The following is a 15,563-nucleotide window of genomic DNA, read 5'->3' as shown; positions in this document are numbered from 1 at the left end:
TTTTTTTATGTGATTAAGTTATTTAATCTAAAGATTCTGTTAGTTTTTTGAAAACAGTTTTGGCATTTTTCCCTTCATATAATACTGCATAAACCGCATCAATAATAGGCGTTTTGGCTCCATAACCCTGATTTAGTTTATAAGCACTTTTCGTCGCGTAATAACCTTCGGCAACCATACTCATTTCCATCATGGCACTTTTTACGGTATAGCCTTTTCCAATCATATTACCGAACATTCTGTTTCTTGAAAATACCGAATATCCTGTTACCAATAAATCGCCTAAATAAGCTGAATCATTGATATCCCGTTTCATTTTATGTACTTTCTTGATGAATTTTCGCATTTCGCGGATTCCGTTGCTCATCATTACCGACTGAAAATTATCTCCATACCCCAAACCATGAGCAATTCCGGCAGCTATAGCATAAATATTTTTCAGCATTGCTGCATATTCGGTTCCAATAATATCGTCAGAAATTTTAGCTTTTATATAATTACTCGATAATTTTTTGGCAACAGTACAGGCTTTATCGGGATCACCACAGGCAATCGTTAAATAAGAAAGCCTCTCCAAAGCTACTTCTTCAGCATGGCAAGGACCTGTAATTACGCCAATATTATAGTATGGAATATCGTATTGAATGTGGAAATGTTCACCCACTATTAAACTTGTTTCAGGAACAATTCCTTTAATCGCCGAAAAGATAATTTTATTTTCTAAAGAAACCGTTAACGGTTCTAATTCTGCGTTAAGAAAGGCCGAAGGAATAGCAAAAATTAAGTAATCTGCATATTCAACTGCTTCGTTTATATTATTAGTTAATTTAAGTTTTGTTGTGTCAAATTCAACTGAACTTAAATAATTTGGATTATGCTTATATTTCTGAATATGTTCTATCGCTGCATCATTTCGCATATACCACGAAATTTCATCCAGGTTCACACACAACATTTTTGCAATAGCTGTTGCCCAGCTCCCACCACCAATTACTGCAAATTTTAAATTTTGGCTCATTATTTTATTAATTTAAAGCAAAAGTACTTAATAATGCAGTAATATCACAAAATGTGATTTAAGAATTTTTAAAAACAGCTTTAAACACAACGTTTTTAAAGAATTTTTAAAAAAAATCTCCTTCATACAATAAAAAACAAACAGTTGCGTTGTAAACTATTATTAATTAGACCATTAAATGAATTTAGTAAAAATTGAGTTAGTTAGTTTTGTTTTAGTATTTTAAAAGGCGTTCCTAAAAAATTTAAGAACGCCTTTTTTTTAATTCAAATTCCAAAATTTAAGCTCCAAATAACAATTTCTATTTCTTGATATTAAATAGATATTTCAACTTCAAACAAAAATTCCAAATTCCAATAATTTAGGTTACTGTTGGAATTTGAAATTTAAAAAAACTTGAAATTTTATTTTTTAGTAACTCATTTCAACAATAGATTTTACTTTATCCAAAGTTACCAGTTGTTTTTCTCCTAAACCTTTCCAGCCTCTTTCGTCAAAACGATTTACAATAAAATCAGCTGTTTTGTCATAGTCATTTGTGTATTGAGAAAGTTTAGTATCCATTCCCATAGTGTGGAAAAACTCTACTGTTTTATTGATAGCTTCTTTTGCAACTTCATCATCAGAACCTGTTAAGTTAAAAATTCTTCTTCCGTACTGCGCTAATTTTCCTTTCTTAGTTTCAAACATTACATGATATAAACTTGGGCCAATAATCGCCAAAGTTCTCGCATGATCAATTCCGTATAAAGCGGTTAATTCGTGACCAATCATGTGTGTTGCCCAATCTGAGGGAACCCCTTTTTGGATTAATCCGTTTAATGCCATCGTACAGCTCCACATAAAATTCGAAGCCAAAGCATAATCGGTTGGATTTTCAACAACTCCCGGACCAATTTCAATTAAAGTCTGCAGAATTCCTTCTGCAATCCGGTCCTGTAAAAAACCTTCATGCGGATACGTTAGATATTGTTCCATTACATGTGTATAGGCGTCTACAACCCCATTCTGAATTTGTCTTTTTGGCAAAGATTCAATTACAGTTGGGTCACAAATAGAAAACTTCGGAAACATAGCGCTTCCGCCAAAAGCCAGTTTTTCCTGGGTTGCTTTAATCGTAACCACAGAACCTGAATTCATTTCACTTCCTGTTGCCGGCAATGTCAAAACAGTTCCAAAAGGCACTGCATTTTCTTTAATCAACAAACGCTTTTGCAAAATATCAATCGGATTCCCATCAAAATGAACCGCAGCCGAAATAAATTTTACTCCATCAATAACAGATCCGCCACCAACAGCCAGGATAAAATCAATTTTTTCGGCTTTTATCACTTCTACCGCTTTCATCAAAGTTTCAAAATGTGGATTGGGTTCAATGCCTCCAAATTCGACAATATCAAACCCTTTTAAGTTATTAATTACCTGTTCGTGAATTCCGTTTTTAAAAATACTTCCACCGCCATAAGCCAATAATATTTTGGCATCTTTTGGAACCAAAGTCGAAAGTTTTTCAATTTGTCCTTTTCCGAAAATTAAATTCGTCGGATTGTATAATTCAAAGTTTAACATCTGCTTATTTTTTTAATTGTGCCATTAATTTTTCAGCTACCAGTTTTGATGAAGCCGGATTTTGACCTGTAATCAACAAACCGTCTTCTAAGGCATAAGGTGCCCAATCAGCTCCTTTTGAATATTCACCACCATTGGCTTTCAAAGCATCTTCCAATAAAAACGGAACCACTTTTGTCAATCCAACACCTTCTTCTTCGGTATTTGAAAATCCGGTAACTTTTTTGCCTTTAACCAGATAAGAACCATCAATCTTTACATTTTTTAATGCTGCCGGTGCATGACAAACAAAACTTACTGGTTTTTTATGATTGTAAAAAGATTCAATCAAAGCAATAGAATTTTGATCTACAGCCAAATCCCACATTGGTCCGTGACCACCCGGATAAAAAACTGCATCAAAATCTTTCTGATTCACATCTGTAATTTTATGCGTATGTTTTAACTTTTCCTGTAAAGCTAAATCTGCATCAAAACGTTTAGTGTCTTCCGTAGCAGCACTCGGATCATTACTTTTTGGATCAATTGGCGGCTGACCACCTAAAGGACTTGCAATCTCTACAATATATCCCTGATCTATCAGCGTATAATAGGGAGCAGCAAATTCTTCTGTCCAAAATCCTGTTTTTTCACCTGTATCTCCTAATTTGTCATGGCTCGTAAGCACAAATAATACTTTTTTCATCTGTTTTTTATTTAATTTTTGAGCAGTAGTCGAAATGCTACCTGCTGTGAAAGCGATTATCGCAAATAATGCTATTTTGTTCATTTGATTAATTTTAAACAAATTTACGGCTTATGTGATATTTGTAAAAATAAAATAAACTATGTTTGTTATAAATAAAACTATATCATGGTAAATCTGGAATGGTACAGAACGTTTAAAGCAGTTTATAAAAATGGAAACTTTTCTATCGCTGCAAAGGAATTATTTATGAGTCAGCCGGCAGTTAGTCAGCAGATCTCTATGCTCGAAGCCCATGTTGGAAACAAATTATTTATTCGAAAGTCTAAAGGGGTAGAACCAACCGAGTATGCTAAGTTACTGAATAACTTAATAATAGACGCACTTGATCGTCTTGAAAATGTAGAAACTACCTTTAGGGCTAAAGCTGAAGATGCCACACGATTAATTTCTGTTGGTATTTCGAAACATCTTTTCAGCAGTGTGGGAAATAGTTTAATTGCAAAATTTGATTTAATCGATTTTACTTTTGCCGACGATGATACTCTTTTTTCGTTAGTCGATTCTAAAAAACTTGATTTTGCAATTGTTTCTAAAAAATATGATACGTTTGATACGATTCAAGAAACGGTTGCTAAAATTAAACTGGTGATGGTTGGACCAACGAATTTAGATATTACTGAATTTCGCCAGAAACTCAAGTCAGATGATTTTACCGGAGCAGAACAATGGCTAAACGAACAAAAATGGTATTCTCATGACGCCAGGATTCCACATATAAAACTATTCTGGCTGCATGCTTTTCACAAAAAAAGACCTTCAATGGTTCCCAATTATATCATTCCGTCAGAATATGAAATGCTGGAAATGCTCTCTAGAAATTCTGGTGTCGCCGTAACGTGGAATTGCAATGCGAGAAAATTTATTCAGCAAAACAAACTACAATTGGTTTGGAATAGTTTTCACGTACCTGAAGAATATGTCTATTTACTGGCTGCTAAAAACAACAACCTAAAGACTTTTTTTGACACCATTGCCAACGAAGTTAGAATAGCCTTATCTACTTAAAAATCATTGCTTCAAAAAAAATCATCAAAAATGATGAGCATGGATATTCTATTGCACATTAAATTTGTTCTATAGCAAAATCAGGTTTATCCCAATTTTTTTATGGGTTAAAATTTAAATTGCTCAGCGTAAGAAATATAAAACTTTATATTTGTGTAAATCTTACGCATTTAGAATATGACTAACATTCAAAATATCAGAGTAGCTGTTGATGCAATTGTATTTGGCTACCAGCACAACCAATTGTATGTCCTTTTGATACAGCAGAAATTTGGTACTCAGGAATCATATTGGGCTTTACCTGGCGGTTTGGTCAAAAATGACGAATCGTTGCAGGATGCAGTAAAAAGAGAATTAAAAGAAGAAACCAATGTTACCGTAACTTATTTTGAACAGCTCTTTACTTTTGGTGATGATGTATATCGTGATCCGAGAAACCGTGTGATTTCTGTGGCCTATTTTGCTCTGGTTGATCCTTCCAAATTAACCATCAAAGCAGATTCTGATGCCGAACATGCACAGTGGTTCAAAATTAATGAGGTTCCAAGCTTAGCATTTGATCATAACAGTATTCTAAAAAAGGCTATTGAACGCCTAAAAGCAAAACTTACTTATGAACCGGTTGGGTTTGACTTACTGCCAAAAGAATTCCTTTTTTCTGAACTTGAAAACTTATACTGTACCATTTTAGAGAAAGAAATTGACAGGAGAAATTTCAGAAAAAAAATATTAAGCTTTGAAATCATTGAAGAAACGGAACAATTTGGATCCTCAAAAAGCGGACGTCCGGCAAAACTTTTTAAGTTTAACAAATTGAAATATAACGAATTAACCAATAAAGGCTTTCACTTCGAAATAAAGTTTGCGTAATTTTTACACAAAATAAATTGTTTATTCAAAATTAAACTCTACATTTGCGTATAAATAACGCAAACTACAATACTATGATACTAAATTTAGACCCAAAATTCGCTCCTATCCTTAACCAGGAAGAAATACAGTTTCAAAGTTTTACCTTTTCTGGCGGAGAACCACATATTAAAATCAATCCTGATTTTGATCACAATCAAAAAGTAACCATCACACACCGGTTAAATTCATTCAACGATTTAGGTTTGTTGTGTATTACTGTTGATGCTTTACGCAGAATGGACGTTAAAATCATTGATCTTTTTATTCCGTATTTCCCGGCAGCAAGACAAGATCGTGTGATGATAAAAGGAGAATCTTTATCTGTAAAAGTGTATGCGGATATTATAAATACGCTTCAATTAAATAAAGTTTATGTTTTTGATGCACACTCTGAAGTTACTCCGGCATTGGTAAACAACTGTGAAGTCATTCCGAATCATACTTTTATCCAACAAGTTTTAAAGGTAATTGGCGAAAACGTAAAATTGATTTCTCCCGATGGTGGCGCTTTGAAGAAAATCTATAAAGTTTCTGAATTCTTAGGCGGAGTTGAAGTTGTAGAATGCAGTAAAAGCCGTGACGTAAAAACCGGAAAATTGTCTGGGTTTAAAGTTTACAATGATGATTTGCAAGGAATGGATTGTTTAATTGTAGATGATATCTGCGACGGAGGAGGAACTTTCGTAGGATTAGCCGAAGAACTTAAAAAGAAAAACGCCGGAAAGCTATACTTAGCAGTAAGCCACGGAATCTTTAATAAAGGTTTTGAAGTTTTAAATTGCTTCGACGTCATTTTTACAACAAACTCTTTTAAAGATTTTGAAGGTGAAAATGTTCAGGTCGTAAAATTAGAATTATGAATAAAAATTATAGAGTAGAAATAGCAAATAAAACATTAGAAATCATACAGAATGGTTTTTATGAATATAAAGGAAAAAAGATTGCGGTAGAAAAAGAACTCAAAGATTCCATACAAAATACATTTACAATTGCACCAAATGACTGGAATGAAATCTTAAAAACACCAATCGAAAATAAGTTTGAAACAGAAATTGTTATAAAGAATTGTTCAACCATTGAAGCAATTGTTAAGGAGAAAAATGGTAAAATCTGCGTTTTGAATTTTGCTTCTGCAAAAAATCCGGGTGGTGGGTTCTTAGGAGGAGCTTCTGCTCAGGAAGAAAGTCTGGCGAGATCTTCAAACCTTTATGCAACACAAATCAAAGACAAAACGATGTACGATTTTAATAGAAATCAGTCCTCGTTTTTATATTCAGATTACATGATTTATAGTCCGAATGTTTTGTTTTGGAATGATGACAATGGAAATTATTTTGAAAAACCATTTCTTGTAGATATGATTACCGCACCAGCACCAAACAAAGGTGCGATGCAGCAACATAACAGAAAAGAAGAAATTGCTGAAACAGAAGATATTTTCAAAAAAAGGATGGCTAAAGTGTTGGCAATAGCTTTAAAACAAAAAAGCGATACACTTATTTTGGGAGCTTGGGGTTGTGGCGTTTTTAGAAATGAACCCAAAGATGTAGCACATTTATTCAAAGCAATTATTACAGAAAAATATGCAGGTGCTTTTAAAAAAATAATCTTTGCCATATTTGACAATTCTGAAAAGAAATCCAATTTCAAACAATTTGAAGAGATATTAAATTAAGTTGAAAAGTTTCAGGTTTCACGTTCTAAACAGTAACTTGAAACAAAGAAAACCTGAAACAACAAACTATTAACAATAAACCAAAAGATAATGAGCGACGATTTAAAACCAAGATTTATTGAATCTTTAAAAAGAAACAATGATCAGATTAGAGAAGACAGAGCCAAAACAATTGGTGAGGATTCTGAATTAATTTACAGAAGAAGAGTCGAAGATATTGAATTAAAAATCAAAAGACTCGAAAGAGAACAAGAAGGATTAATTGATATTAGTCCACTGGATAAAAACAGTCTGACTTTTGCCGATTTTCAGCCGGAAGCTTTTGTTCAGAAAGACATGGAATTATCATTAACAATCAGAAATCTAAATATTCAGTTTGAAGTGACAAAAAAACGATTCGAATATTTATTTGGTAAAACATTTTAGTCATGGGAGGTACAAGATATGATTTAGGAGCTCGTTTGAGCAGAGCAGAAGCAGCAGGTTATGGAAAAAAATCTGCAAGTGAAATTTTTACGCAGAATTCTTTACGAATGGCGCATGAATCTATGAATCCGAATGGCATTACTTTTCGGGAAGCCAGAGATTCTGAAGTGCATCCCAATTCAGTTCCGATTATTTTAGGACTGGATGTTACGGGAAGTATGGGTCACATTCCACACGAACTGATCAAAGAAGGATTGCCAAAATTGATGGGCGGAATTATTCAGGGCGGCGTTCCGGATCCGGCGCTTTTATTCTTAGGAATTGGCGATCACGAATGCGACAGATATCCGCTTCAGGTTGGTCAGTTTGAATCTGGAGACGAAGAGCTGGACATGTGGTTAACCAGAACGTATATTGAATCCGGAGGAGGTGGAAACGCCGGCGAAAGTTATCTTCTTGCCTGGTATTTTGCAGCTTTCCATACTAAAACCGATGCTTTCGAAAAAAGAGGTCAAAAAGGATTGTTGTTTACCGTAGGTGATGAGCCAAATTTGCCGACACTTCCCGCATCAGCCATAAAGGAAATTATGGGAGCCGAACAGCAAACATACACGCATCTTGAATTATTACAGGAAGCACAAAAACGATACGATGTATACCATATCAGCGTTTTACATTCTGATCAGGCAGTAAGAGCCAATGTGGCGTGGAAAGAATTACTGGGGCAAAATTGTTTGTCTATCGAAGATCACAGGGAAATTCCAAATATCATTACCAGGATAATTTGTGATAAACATAAAAGTTCTGGCTTAGGAACAATACCAGTTTCTGATGCAACAAGTACAGGTTTAGATAATATACAAATGCTTTAAAAACTCTGCGGCTTTGCAAGATTAAAAGTTTTCTCAGTAAGGATAAATTTACTCGCAAAGACGCAGAGGCGCAAAGATTTTTAATTAAAAAGTAAGTTTGAAAAGAACTTTGCGGCTTCGCGACTTTGCGAGATTAAAATAAGAACAAAATGAAAACAGCTCAAATAGTTATAGGTTTAGGATTTGGTGATGAAGGAAAAGGCATAACAACAGATTTTCTGGCGAAGCAAAATCCTGAATCTATAGTTATTCGGTTTTCAGGAGGACAACAGGCAGCACATACCGTAATGATTGGTGATAAAAAACATGTGCATTCGAGTTTTGCAAGCGGCGCACTTCGTGGACTTCCGTCTTATTACAGCGAGCATTGCACCATTCATCCGCTTTTTTTATATAATGAAAGAGAAGAATTAAAAGAAAAAGACGCTAATCTGAATTTGTACATTCATCCTTTAGCAAAAATCACAACCCCTTTCGATGTCTGGCACAACAGAGGAAATGTGCGAAACATCGAAAACGGAACCTGCGGAAAAGGCATTGGTTCTACCATGAAAAGAAACGAAGGCCCGTATAAATTGTTTGCCATCGATTTGATTGCGCCCCGTGAAATGCTTTTAGAAAAACTAAACCAAATCGCCTATTATTATGGTTTTTTAAACGAAAGTGAAATTGACGAAGAAGTCGGTCAATATCTGGAAGCAATCGATAAAATACAATGGAACATTGTTGATTACACGTTCCTTTCAAAATATGAGAATATGATTTTTGAAGGCAGTCAGGGAATTCTGCTCGACATGGATCACGGTATTTTTCCGAATGTAACCTATGCCAATACAACTTCAAAAAATGCGATTGAAATTTGTAACAAACTAAAAATTGAAGATGTAGCCATTTATTACGTAACCCGAAGTTATGCAACCCGACACGGAAAAGGTTGGATGACGAATGAAGGAGAAATTAAATTAAAAAACAACGAAGAAGAAACCTGTGTTTTTAACGAATACCAAAAACACTTACGTCTTGGAAGTCTAAATTATGAACTTTTAAATTATGCTCTAAAACTCGATGCAGCTTACAGCCCAATGGCAAAACGAAATTTGGTTGTAACCTGTATGGATCAGCTGGAGCAGGATTATGAGTTTGAAAGTCTCACAACAGAATTCAATGAAATCTACGGATCATTTTCACCTGATTCAAAAGATTTTAAAGAGATTACTTCTTTGTTTCAATAAAAAGAGAAAAATGAAATACACTATAGATACCCTAGCTCCGGAAAGTAAGTTTTTATTTTTCTGGGGACATCAGCCAAAAAAAGACGAAAAAATTACCAAAACCTGTTTCAGTCAATGGTGGTTAAGTTCTTTTAAGGTAGAAAAAGTAACTTATAAAACTGCCGAACACTGGATGATGGCCAAGAAAGCTGAATTATTTGAAGATCAGGAAATTTTAGAAAAAATCCTCAATGCCGATTCTCCTGCAGAAGCCAAAAAATTAGGCAGAGAAGTTAGAAACTACGATGACAAAATCTGGTTAGAAAACCGATATAAAATTGTAAAAGAAGGAAACTTTCACAAATTCAGTCAAAATACTGATTTGAAAACCTTTTTATTAAATACAAAAGAAAGAGTTTTGGTAGAAGCCAGTCCGGTAGATCCCATTTGGGGAATTGGAATGGCGGGCGATCATAAAGATGTTATGAATCCGGAGAAATGGAGAGGTTTGAATCTTTTGGGTTTTGCTTTGATGGAAGTTAGGGATGAATTGAAAATAATTTGAGTTATGGAAGATGTTTTAGATAAAAAAGAATTAGATAATTTGCTAAAATTGTTATTATCTGTAAAGGAAGAAGAATCAATTGAAAGCTATATTTATATTAAGAATATACTAGATTCTATTGAATTTCCACTTCCGGTTACAATTTATCGTAAAGGAACAAAATTTGTTAGGAGCAGAGTGCATAAAGAAAATGAAGATTTTTTTGAAAATTCTGATCAACTTTCTTATCGCAAAGATATTCAGAATATTAAGAAATTTGGACGAGCTAATGAACCTGGTCAATCCGTATTTTATTGTTCAGATAATGCAATAGTATCATTTGCGGAAACTAATTCTGTAGTAAGAGAGGATGAAGAAAAAGATTTTGAATATATTACTTCTGGTGTTTGGATTTGTACTGAAGATATCCTGTTAGTTAATTTATTAACTAATGAAAATACAAAAGGGCAACATGCAGAGTTTGATCAGTGTGTTAAAAGTTTTGAAGAATTAATAGACTCTCAGAATGATGAAAATGCTTTTATGGTTAGAGAGTTACTTCAGTTTTTGTCAACAGAATTTTCTGCACCAATTAAAAAAAACTCGAACCATTATAAAATCACCTCTGCTTTTACGAATTATGCATTATCAATAGAGGAGGTTGAAGGTGTTTTATATCCAAGCACAATGTATTCAACTGAAGGATTCAATCTGGCTTTAAAACCTACAGTTGTAGACAAAAAAATGAAGTTTTATGCAGCACAACGGATAAAAATGCAGAGAATAGGGGATAAAAAATATTTAGAAGTTGAAAAGATTGAATCAGAAATTAGTAATTCTGATGACAATATTATCAAATGGAAAAAGTAAAATGAATGAAAAAACAGCAAAAAGCGTCAGCAAGTTTTTAAGTCTGGTGCTGCGACATTCGCCTGAAACTATCGGATTAAAATTAGACGAAAACGGATGGGCAGATGTAGAAGAATTAATCATAAAATGTAATAAAAAGGGAAGCCAGAGTAAAATGACGGCTGAACTTTTGGATTACGTTGTAGAGAATAACGATAAAAAGCGTTTTGCTTTTAACGATGATAAAACCAAAATCCGTGCAAGTCAGGGACATTCGATTTCAGTTGAATTAAATTTGGCCGAAACTGAACCTTCTGAATATTTGTATCATGGAACAGTTGGAAAGTTTATGGAAAGTATCCGCAAAGAAGGTTTGAAAAAAATGAGCCGTCAGCATGTACATCTTTCAAAAGACAAAGAAACTGCAGTAAAAGTAGGAAGCCGAAGAGGAGTTCCTCAAATCCTTAAAATTAAAACCGGTGAAATGCATAGAGACGGTTTTAAATTTTATTTATCCGAAAACAATGTCTGGCTGACAGATGAAGTTCCGGCAAAATACATTCAATTTTAATTTAAAAATATGCTGCATATAAAATTGGTTTACTTAGAAGATGAACTTGGCAATTCATGGAGAAATGATTTTTCAGAATGTGAGAATCTCAGTATAATAAAAGGAGATATTACAAAAATAAAATCTGACGCAGTTGTAAGTCCGGCAAATTCATTTGGATTCATGGACGGCGGTTTAGATTGGCATTTGTCAGAAAGATTTGGATGGCATCTGCAGGATGAACTACAAGCAAAAATTGCTCAACTTGATGAAAGAGAACTCTTAATTGGACGATCAATCACATTAGAAACAGGAGATAGTGAGGTTCCTTTTTTAATCTCAGCTCCAACTATGCGAGTTCCAATGAGCTTTAATATTGCAACTTCAGTAAATGCCTTTCTGGCTATGAAAGCAATTTTGATAGCTTGTATAAATAATCCTAAAATAGAAACAGTCACAATTCCGGGTTTATGTACCGGATGCGGAAGAATGCCTTTTCATATTGCTTCTAACCAAATGTTTTTGGCTTATGATGAAATTATAAATAGAAATTACAAAGAATATAAAACTTTCGGCGATACCCAAAAGTACCAATATAGACTAAACGAAAAAGGACTAATTTGGGATTATTAAGTAACAAAGACAATTACTTCATTTATAAATAAACATAATGAGAACTTTAGTTATTGGAGACATCCACGGAGGATTAAAAGCTTTGGTTCAGTTGCTGAACCGAATCGCTTTATCTGAAACTGACCGCCTGATTTTCTTAGGTGATTATGTAGATGGCTGGAGCGAGTCGGCACAGGTTATTGAATTTCTTATCAGGCTATCCCAAAAACAGGAATGCATTTTTATAAAAGGAAATCATGATGCATGGTGCCAGGAATGGTTAGAAAAAGATGTAATAAATGATATTTGGTTTTTGCATGGCGGAAAATCGACTATAGAAAGTTATCAGAATATTGATATTTCTGAAAAGGAGAAACATCTGGAATTCTTTAATCAAATGAAAGATTATTTTGTTGATGAGAATAACAACCTTTTCATTCATGCCGGATTTTCCTCGATGCACGGACCAGAAAAAGAACATTATCAAACCAATTTTTCATGGGACAGAACGTTGTGGGAAATGGCGCTGACAATGGATAAACGAATTAAAAAAGATTCGAATTTATACCCAAAAAGGTTATTACTTTTTAATGACATTTATATCGGCCACACACCAACGCTCCATTATGATATAGAAATTCCAATGCAGGGTTGTAATGTCTGGAATATTGATACGGGTGCAGGTTTTTATGGAAAATTAACTTGTATTGAAGTTGAAACGAAAGAATTTTGGCAGAGTGATGTAGTACAGACGTTTTATCCAAATGAAAAAGGAAGAAATAAATAAAATGAAAAACACAATAGAATCAGGTTTATTCGGTTTAGCTGTTGGTGATGCTTTAGGAGTTCCGGTTGAATTTAAGTCGAGAACGTATTTAAAACAAAATCCGGTTACCGAAATGTTTGGTTTTGGAACACATCATCAGCCAATCGGAACCTGGAGCGATGATAGTTCTTTGGCTTTTTGTTTGGCAGAAAGTTTATGTTCAGGCTATGATTTAAATGATATCGCAAGGAACTTCGTTAAATGGTATACAGCAGAATTATGGACACCACACGGACAAGTTTTCGATATCGGAATTGCAACGAGACATGCCATTCTTAATATCGCAAAGGGACATCAACCCGATTTGTGCGGAGGATTTTCTGAAAGTGATAACGGAAACGGATCCTTAATGCGTATTTTGCCGTTGGTTTTTTATCTTCAAAAAGAAAATGATATTGAAGTAATTTTCCAAAAAGTCAAAGAAGTTTCATCTATAACGCATGCACATTTCAGATCAATATTTGCCTGCTTTATTTACGTGATCTATTGTTTGGAAATTTTAAAAGAGAAAGATAAATTCGAAGCTTATATCGAAATGAAAAATACGGTTTCGGTATTTCTGAAAGATAAAAAGTTTAATTCTGCAGAAATTCAGTTATTTGACAGAATTCTGAAAAATGATATTTCAGAATATTTGGAAGACGAAATTCATTCTTCTGGTTATGTGCTACATAGTTTAGAAGCTAGTATTTGGTGCTTTCTGAATTCGGATTCTTATGAAGAAACGGTTTTAAAAGCAGTTAATCTCGGCGAAGACACAGATACAACCGGTGCTATTGCCGGAGGCCTGGCAGGAATTTATTATGGAATCGAAAATATCCCTAAAAAATGGATTGAAAATTTGGTAAAAACCAATGACATAAAAAATTTAGCAAAACGATTATCAGAAAAGTTAATATAATAAACACAATGATTGGTCAGGAACATGATAAAAAAGAAAGATAGATTTGATGATTGGGAAACTGTAATAAAACTATTGAAAGTAATTAAATCTAAAATTACACCTGATACAGATTTATTGTGGACAAATTATAATTCGGCAGAAGAAGTAATTGCCGAAATAAATAAAATTGATAATTTGCTGAGAAATAACGATAAAAAAGGTTTAGAGTATTTGGGATATTTATTTGCACCCACAGGAACTTTTCAGGAAATCTCAATGCAAAATGACTGGATCCAGGAATATCTGAATTTATCTTTAGAATTTGACATATTACATGAACATTTAAAACAACAATAAAACATATGAACCCACTATTATTAACCGACGGTTACAAAGTTGACCACAGAAGGCAATACCCGGACAAAACTACTTTAGTATATTCTAACTGGACACCAAGAAAATCAAGAATCGAAGGTCTTGAAGAAGTTGTGTTTTTCGGATTGCAGTATTTTATCAAAAAATACATTATTCATGATTTTGATACGTATTTTTTTAAACAGCCAAAAGAGGAAGTGGTTAAAAAATACGCCCGAAGAATCAATAATTATTTGGGAGAAAACCAGGTAGGCACCAAACATATTGAGGATTTACATGATTTAGGATACATTCCAATGGTTTTTAAAGCGTTGCCGGAAGGTGCGAGTGTGCCATTAAGAGTACCCATGTTTACGATGTACAATACGATTCCGGACTTTTTCTGGCTGACCAATTATTTTGAAACCTTGCTTTCTGCGGTGATTTGGCTGCCTTGTAACTCTGCTACCATTGCAAGGGAATATAGAAAAGTATTAGACAAATATGCTGATGAAACATCATCAGTTCCTGATTTTGTCAACTGGCAGGGACATGATTTCTCTATGCGGGGAATGGGTGGAATAGAAGCGGCTTTAACCTCTGCAGCCGGACATTTACTGAGCTTTACAGGATCTGATACCATTCCGGCAATTGATTTCTTCGAAGAATATTACAACGCCAATTCAGATACCGAATTAATCGCGGGTTCTGTTGCCGCAACTGAGCATTCTGTAATGTGTATGGGAACTACGGAAGGCGAATGTGAAACTTTCAAAAGATTAATTACAGAAGTATATCCAAAAGGAATTGTTTCTATCGTTTCTGATACCTGGGATTTGTGGAAAGTTTTAACCGATTATCTACCGCGCTTAAAAGAAGAAATCATTTCAAGAGAAGGAAAAGTAGTTATTCGTCCTGACAGCGGTGATCCGGTGGATATCATCTGCGGAAACCCGAACGGTAAAACAGAACAGGAAAAGAAAGGTGTTATCGAACTTATCTGGGATGTTTTTGGCGGAAGCATAAATGAGAAAGGTTTTAAAGAATTAGTTCCGCAAATTGGTGCTATTTACGGCGACAGTATTACAGTTGCCAGAGCGATTCAGATTTGTGAGCGTTTAAAAGCAAAAGGATTCGCTTCTACTAATGTGGTTTTAGGAATTGGATCTTTCACGTATCAATACAATACAAGGGATACTTTTGGTTTTGCCATGAAAGCGACTTACGGAGAAGTTGATGGCGAAGGAAGAGCGATCTTCAAAGATCCAATTACAGACGACGGAACTAAAAAATCAGCTAAAGGACTGATGAAAATTGATTTGGTTGACGGTGTTTATCATTTAACAGACAATGTTTCATGGGAAGAAGAAAAACAAGGTGAACTGAAAGAAGTTTTCAGAGACGGGAAACTTTTAATTGATCAGTCTTTAAATGATATTAGAATCCGTGTTAGTACAGGAATCAGTATCGAAGCATAAATAATACAATCCGGTTATAAAAAAGTCCATC

18 protein-coding genes are annotated in these 15,563 nt (G+C 34.2%); 15 read left to right on the top strand and 3 right to left on the bottom strand.

Going from position 1 to position 15,563, the window contains the following annotated elements; genetic code table 11:
* Nucleotides 1–22 precede the first annotated feature (22 nt).
* The 3 genes from BXU10_RS18905 to BXU10_RS18895 all read right to left on the bottom strand — a co-directional run bounded on the left by BXU10_RS18905 (nt 23) and on the right by BXU10_RS18895 (nt 3,356).
* Nucleotides 23–1,018, bottom strand: a complete 996-nt coding sequence (locus BXU10_RS18905) for an NAD(P)H-dependent glycerol-3-phosphate dehydrogenase (protein ID WP_078229093.1) — start codon at nt 1,016–1,018, stop codon at nt 23–25.
* 411 nt (nt 1,019–1,429) lie between these two features.
* Complete coding sequence (locus BXU10_RS18900) at nt 1,430–2,587, bottom strand: iron-containing alcohol dehydrogenase (RefSeq protein ID WP_078229092.1); 1,158 nt, start codon at nt 2,585–2,587, stop codon at nt 1,430–1,432.
* Nucleotides 2,588–2,591: 4 nt separating this feature from the next.
* Nucleotides 2,592–3,356, bottom strand: coding sequence for a type 1 glutamine amidotransferase domain-containing protein (locus tag BXU10_RS18895; protein ID WP_078229091.1), 765 nt, complete (start codon nt 3,354–3,356; stop codon nt 2,592–2,594).
* A gap of 84 nt (nt 3,357–3,440) precedes the next feature.
* On the opposite strand from BXU10_RS18895, the gene BXU10_RS18890 reads away from it, so the two are divergent.
* The 15 genes from BXU10_RS18890 to BXU10_RS18820 all read left to right on the top strand — a co-directional run bounded on the left by BXU10_RS18890 (nt 3,441) and on the right by BXU10_RS18820 (nt 15,532).
* Nucleotides 3,441–4,340 (top strand): LysR family transcriptional regulator, encoded by a 900-nt coding sequence (locus BXU10_RS18890; protein WP_078229090.1) that lies wholly within the window; start codon nt 3,441–3,443, stop codon nt 4,338–4,340.
* Between the two features lie 177 nt (nt 4,341–4,517).
* Nucleotides 4,518–5,210, top strand: coding sequence for an NUDIX domain-containing protein (locus tag BXU10_RS18885; protein WP_078229089.1), 693 nt, complete (start codon nt 4,518–4,520; stop codon nt 5,208–5,210).
* 74 nt (nt 5,211–5,284) lie between these two features.
* The gene (gene prs / locus BXU10_RS18880; protein WP_078229088.1) at nt 5,285–6,112 is read left to right on the top strand and encodes a ribose-phosphate diphosphokinase; all 828 of its coding nucleotides are present in this window, start codon (nt 5,285–5,287) and stop codon (nt 6,110–6,112) included.
* On the top strand, nt 6,109–6,927 hold the full coding sequence (locus BXU10_RS18875; RefSeq protein ID WP_078229087.1) for a TIGR02452 family protein: 819 nt from the start codon (nt 6,109–6,111) through the stop codon (nt 6,925–6,927). Before prs ends, BXU10_RS18875 begins: the two co-directional genes overlap by 4 nt.
* Before the next feature lie 90 nt (nt 6,928–7,017).
* Complete coding sequence (locus BXU10_RS18870; protein WP_031455095.1) at nt 7,018–7,353, top strand: hypothetical protein; 336 nt, start codon at nt 7,018–7,020, stop codon at nt 7,351–7,353.
* Between the two features lie 2 nt (nt 7,354–7,355).
* A complete protein-coding gene (locus BXU10_RS18865) occupies nt 7,356–8,225 on the top strand; it encodes a hypothetical protein (RefSeq protein WP_078229086.1) in 870 nt (289 codons plus the stop codon).
* Nucleotides 8,226–8,374: 149 nt separating this feature from the next.
* Nucleotides 8,375–9,457, top strand: coding sequence for an adenylosuccinate synthetase (locus BXU10_RS18860; RefSeq protein WP_078229085.1), 1,083 nt, complete (start codon nt 8,375–8,377; stop codon nt 9,455–9,457).
* A gap of 10 nt (nt 9,458–9,467) precedes the next feature.
* Complete coding sequence (locus BXU10_RS18855) at nt 9,468–10,001, top strand: NADAR family protein (RefSeq protein ID WP_078229084.1); 534 nt, start codon at nt 9,468–9,470, stop codon at nt 9,999–10,001.
* 3 nt (nt 10,002–10,004) lie between these two features.
* The gene (locus tag BXU10_RS18850; RefSeq protein ID WP_078229083.1) at nt 10,005–10,850 is read left to right on the top strand and encodes an RES domain-containing protein; all 846 of its coding nucleotides are present in this window, start codon (nt 10,005–10,007) and stop codon (nt 10,848–10,850) included.
* Between the two features lies 1 nt (nt 10,851).
* Nucleotides 10,852–11,400 carry an RNA 2'-phosphotransferase gene (locus BXU10_RS18845; protein WP_078229263.1) on the top strand — a complete coding sequence of 183 codons (549 nt, stop codon included), beginning with the start codon at nt 10,852–10,854 and terminating at the stop codon, nt 11,398–11,400.
* A 9-nt stretch (nt 11,401–11,409) separates the two neighbouring features.
* Entirely contained in the window at nt 11,410–12,012 is a 603-nt protein-coding gene (locus tag BXU10_RS18840) for a macro domain-containing protein (RefSeq protein WP_031455087.1), read from the top strand.
* A gap of 34 nt (nt 12,013–12,046) precedes the next feature.
* A complete protein-coding gene (locus BXU10_RS18835) occupies nt 12,047–12,778 on the top strand; it encodes a metallophosphoesterase family protein (protein WP_078229082.1) in 732 nt (243 codons plus the stop codon).
* 1 nt (nt 12,779) lies between these two features.
* Entirely contained in the window at nt 12,780–13,718 is a 939-nt protein-coding gene (locus tag BXU10_RS18830; RefSeq protein WP_078229262.1) for an ADP-ribosylglycohydrolase family protein, read from the top strand.
* A 24-nt stretch (nt 13,719–13,742) separates the two neighbouring features.
* Nucleotides 13,743–14,057 carry a hypothetical protein gene (locus BXU10_RS18825; RefSeq protein WP_078229081.1) on the top strand — a complete coding sequence of 105 codons (315 nt, stop codon included), beginning with the start codon at nt 13,743–13,745 and terminating at the stop codon, nt 14,055–14,057.
* A gap of 5 nt (nt 14,058–14,062) precedes the next feature.
* Nucleotides 14,063–15,532 (top strand): nicotinate phosphoribosyltransferase, encoded by a 1,470-nt coding sequence (locus tag BXU10_RS18820; protein WP_078229080.1) that lies wholly within the window; start codon nt 14,063–14,065, stop codon nt 15,530–15,532.
* The last annotated feature ends 31 nt before the right edge of the window (nt 15,533–15,563 follow it).

Source organism: Flavobacterium sp. LM4 (assembly GCF_002017935.1).
Taxonomy (GTDB): Bacteria; Bacteroidota; Bacteroidia; order Flavobacteriales; family Flavobacteriaceae; genus Flavobacterium; species Flavobacterium chungangense.
This window is presented reverse-complemented; position numbering and strand designations above follow the sequence as displayed.

Bases quoted from the DNA above. Each gene is read 5' to 3' on its own strand.
- BXU10_RS18850 (WP_078229083.1), top strand. From the start codon at position 10,005: ATGGAAGATGTTTTAGATAAAAAAGAATTAGATAATTTGCTAAAATTG.
- BXU10_RS18905 (WP_078229093.1), bottom strand. From the start codon at position 1,018: ATGAGCCAAAATTTAAAATTTGCAGTAATTGGTGGTGGGAGCTGGGCA.
- BXU10_RS18840 (WP_031455087.1), top strand. From the start codon at position 11,410: ATGCTGCATATAAAATTGGTTTACTTAGAAGATGAACTTGGCAATTCA.
- BXU10_RS18895 (WP_078229091.1), bottom strand. From the start codon at position 3,356: ATGAACAAAATAGCATTATTTGCGATAATCGCTTTCACAGCAGGTAGC.
- BXU10_RS18885 (WP_078229089.1), top strand. From the start codon at position 4,518: ATGACTAACATTCAAAATATCAGAGTAGCTGTTGATGCAATTGTATTT.
- BXU10_RS18860 (WP_078229085.1), top strand. From the start codon at position 8,375: ATGAAAACAGCTCAAATAGTTATAGGTTTAGGATTTGGTGATGAAGGA.
- BXU10_RS18830 (WP_078229262.1), top strand. From the start codon at position 12,780: ATGAAAAACACAATAGAATCAGGTTTATTCGGTTTAGCTGTTGGTGAT.
- BXU10_RS18865 (WP_078229086.1), top strand. From the start codon at position 7,356: ATGGGAGGTACAAGATATGATTTAGGAGCTCGTTTGAGCAGAGCAGAA.
- prs (WP_078229088.1), top strand. From the start codon at position 5,285: ATGATACTAAATTTAGACCCAAAATTCGCTCCTATCCTTAACCAGGAA.
- BXU10_RS18890 (WP_078229090.1), top strand. From the start codon at position 3,441: ATGGTAAATCTGGAATGGTACAGAACGTTTAAAGCAGTTTATAAAAAT.
- BXU10_RS18900 (WP_078229092.1), bottom strand. From the start codon at position 2,587: ATGTTAAACTTTGAATTATACAATCCGACGAATTTAATTTTCGGAAAA.
- BXU10_RS18855 (WP_078229084.1), top strand. From the start codon at position 9,468: ATGAAATACACTATAGATACCCTAGCTCCGGAAAGTAAGTTTTTATTT.
- BXU10_RS18820 (WP_078229080.1), top strand. From the start codon at position 14,063: ATGAACCCACTATTATTAACCGACGGTTACAAAGTTGACCACAGAAGG.
- BXU10_RS18870 (WP_031455095.1), top strand. From the start codon at position 7,018: ATGAGCGACGATTTAAAACCAAGATTTATTGAATCTTTAAAAAGAAAC.
- BXU10_RS18825 (WP_078229081.1), top strand. From the start codon at position 13,743: ATGATAAAAAAGAAAGATAGATTTGATGATTGGGAAACTGTAATAAAA.
- BXU10_RS18875 (WP_078229087.1), top strand. From the start codon at position 6,109: ATGAATAAAAATTATAGAGTAGAAATAGCAAATAAAACATTAGAAATC.
- BXU10_RS18845 (WP_078229263.1), top strand. From the start codon at position 10,852: ATGAATGAAAAAACAGCAAAAAGCGTCAGCAAGTTTTTAAGTCTGGTG.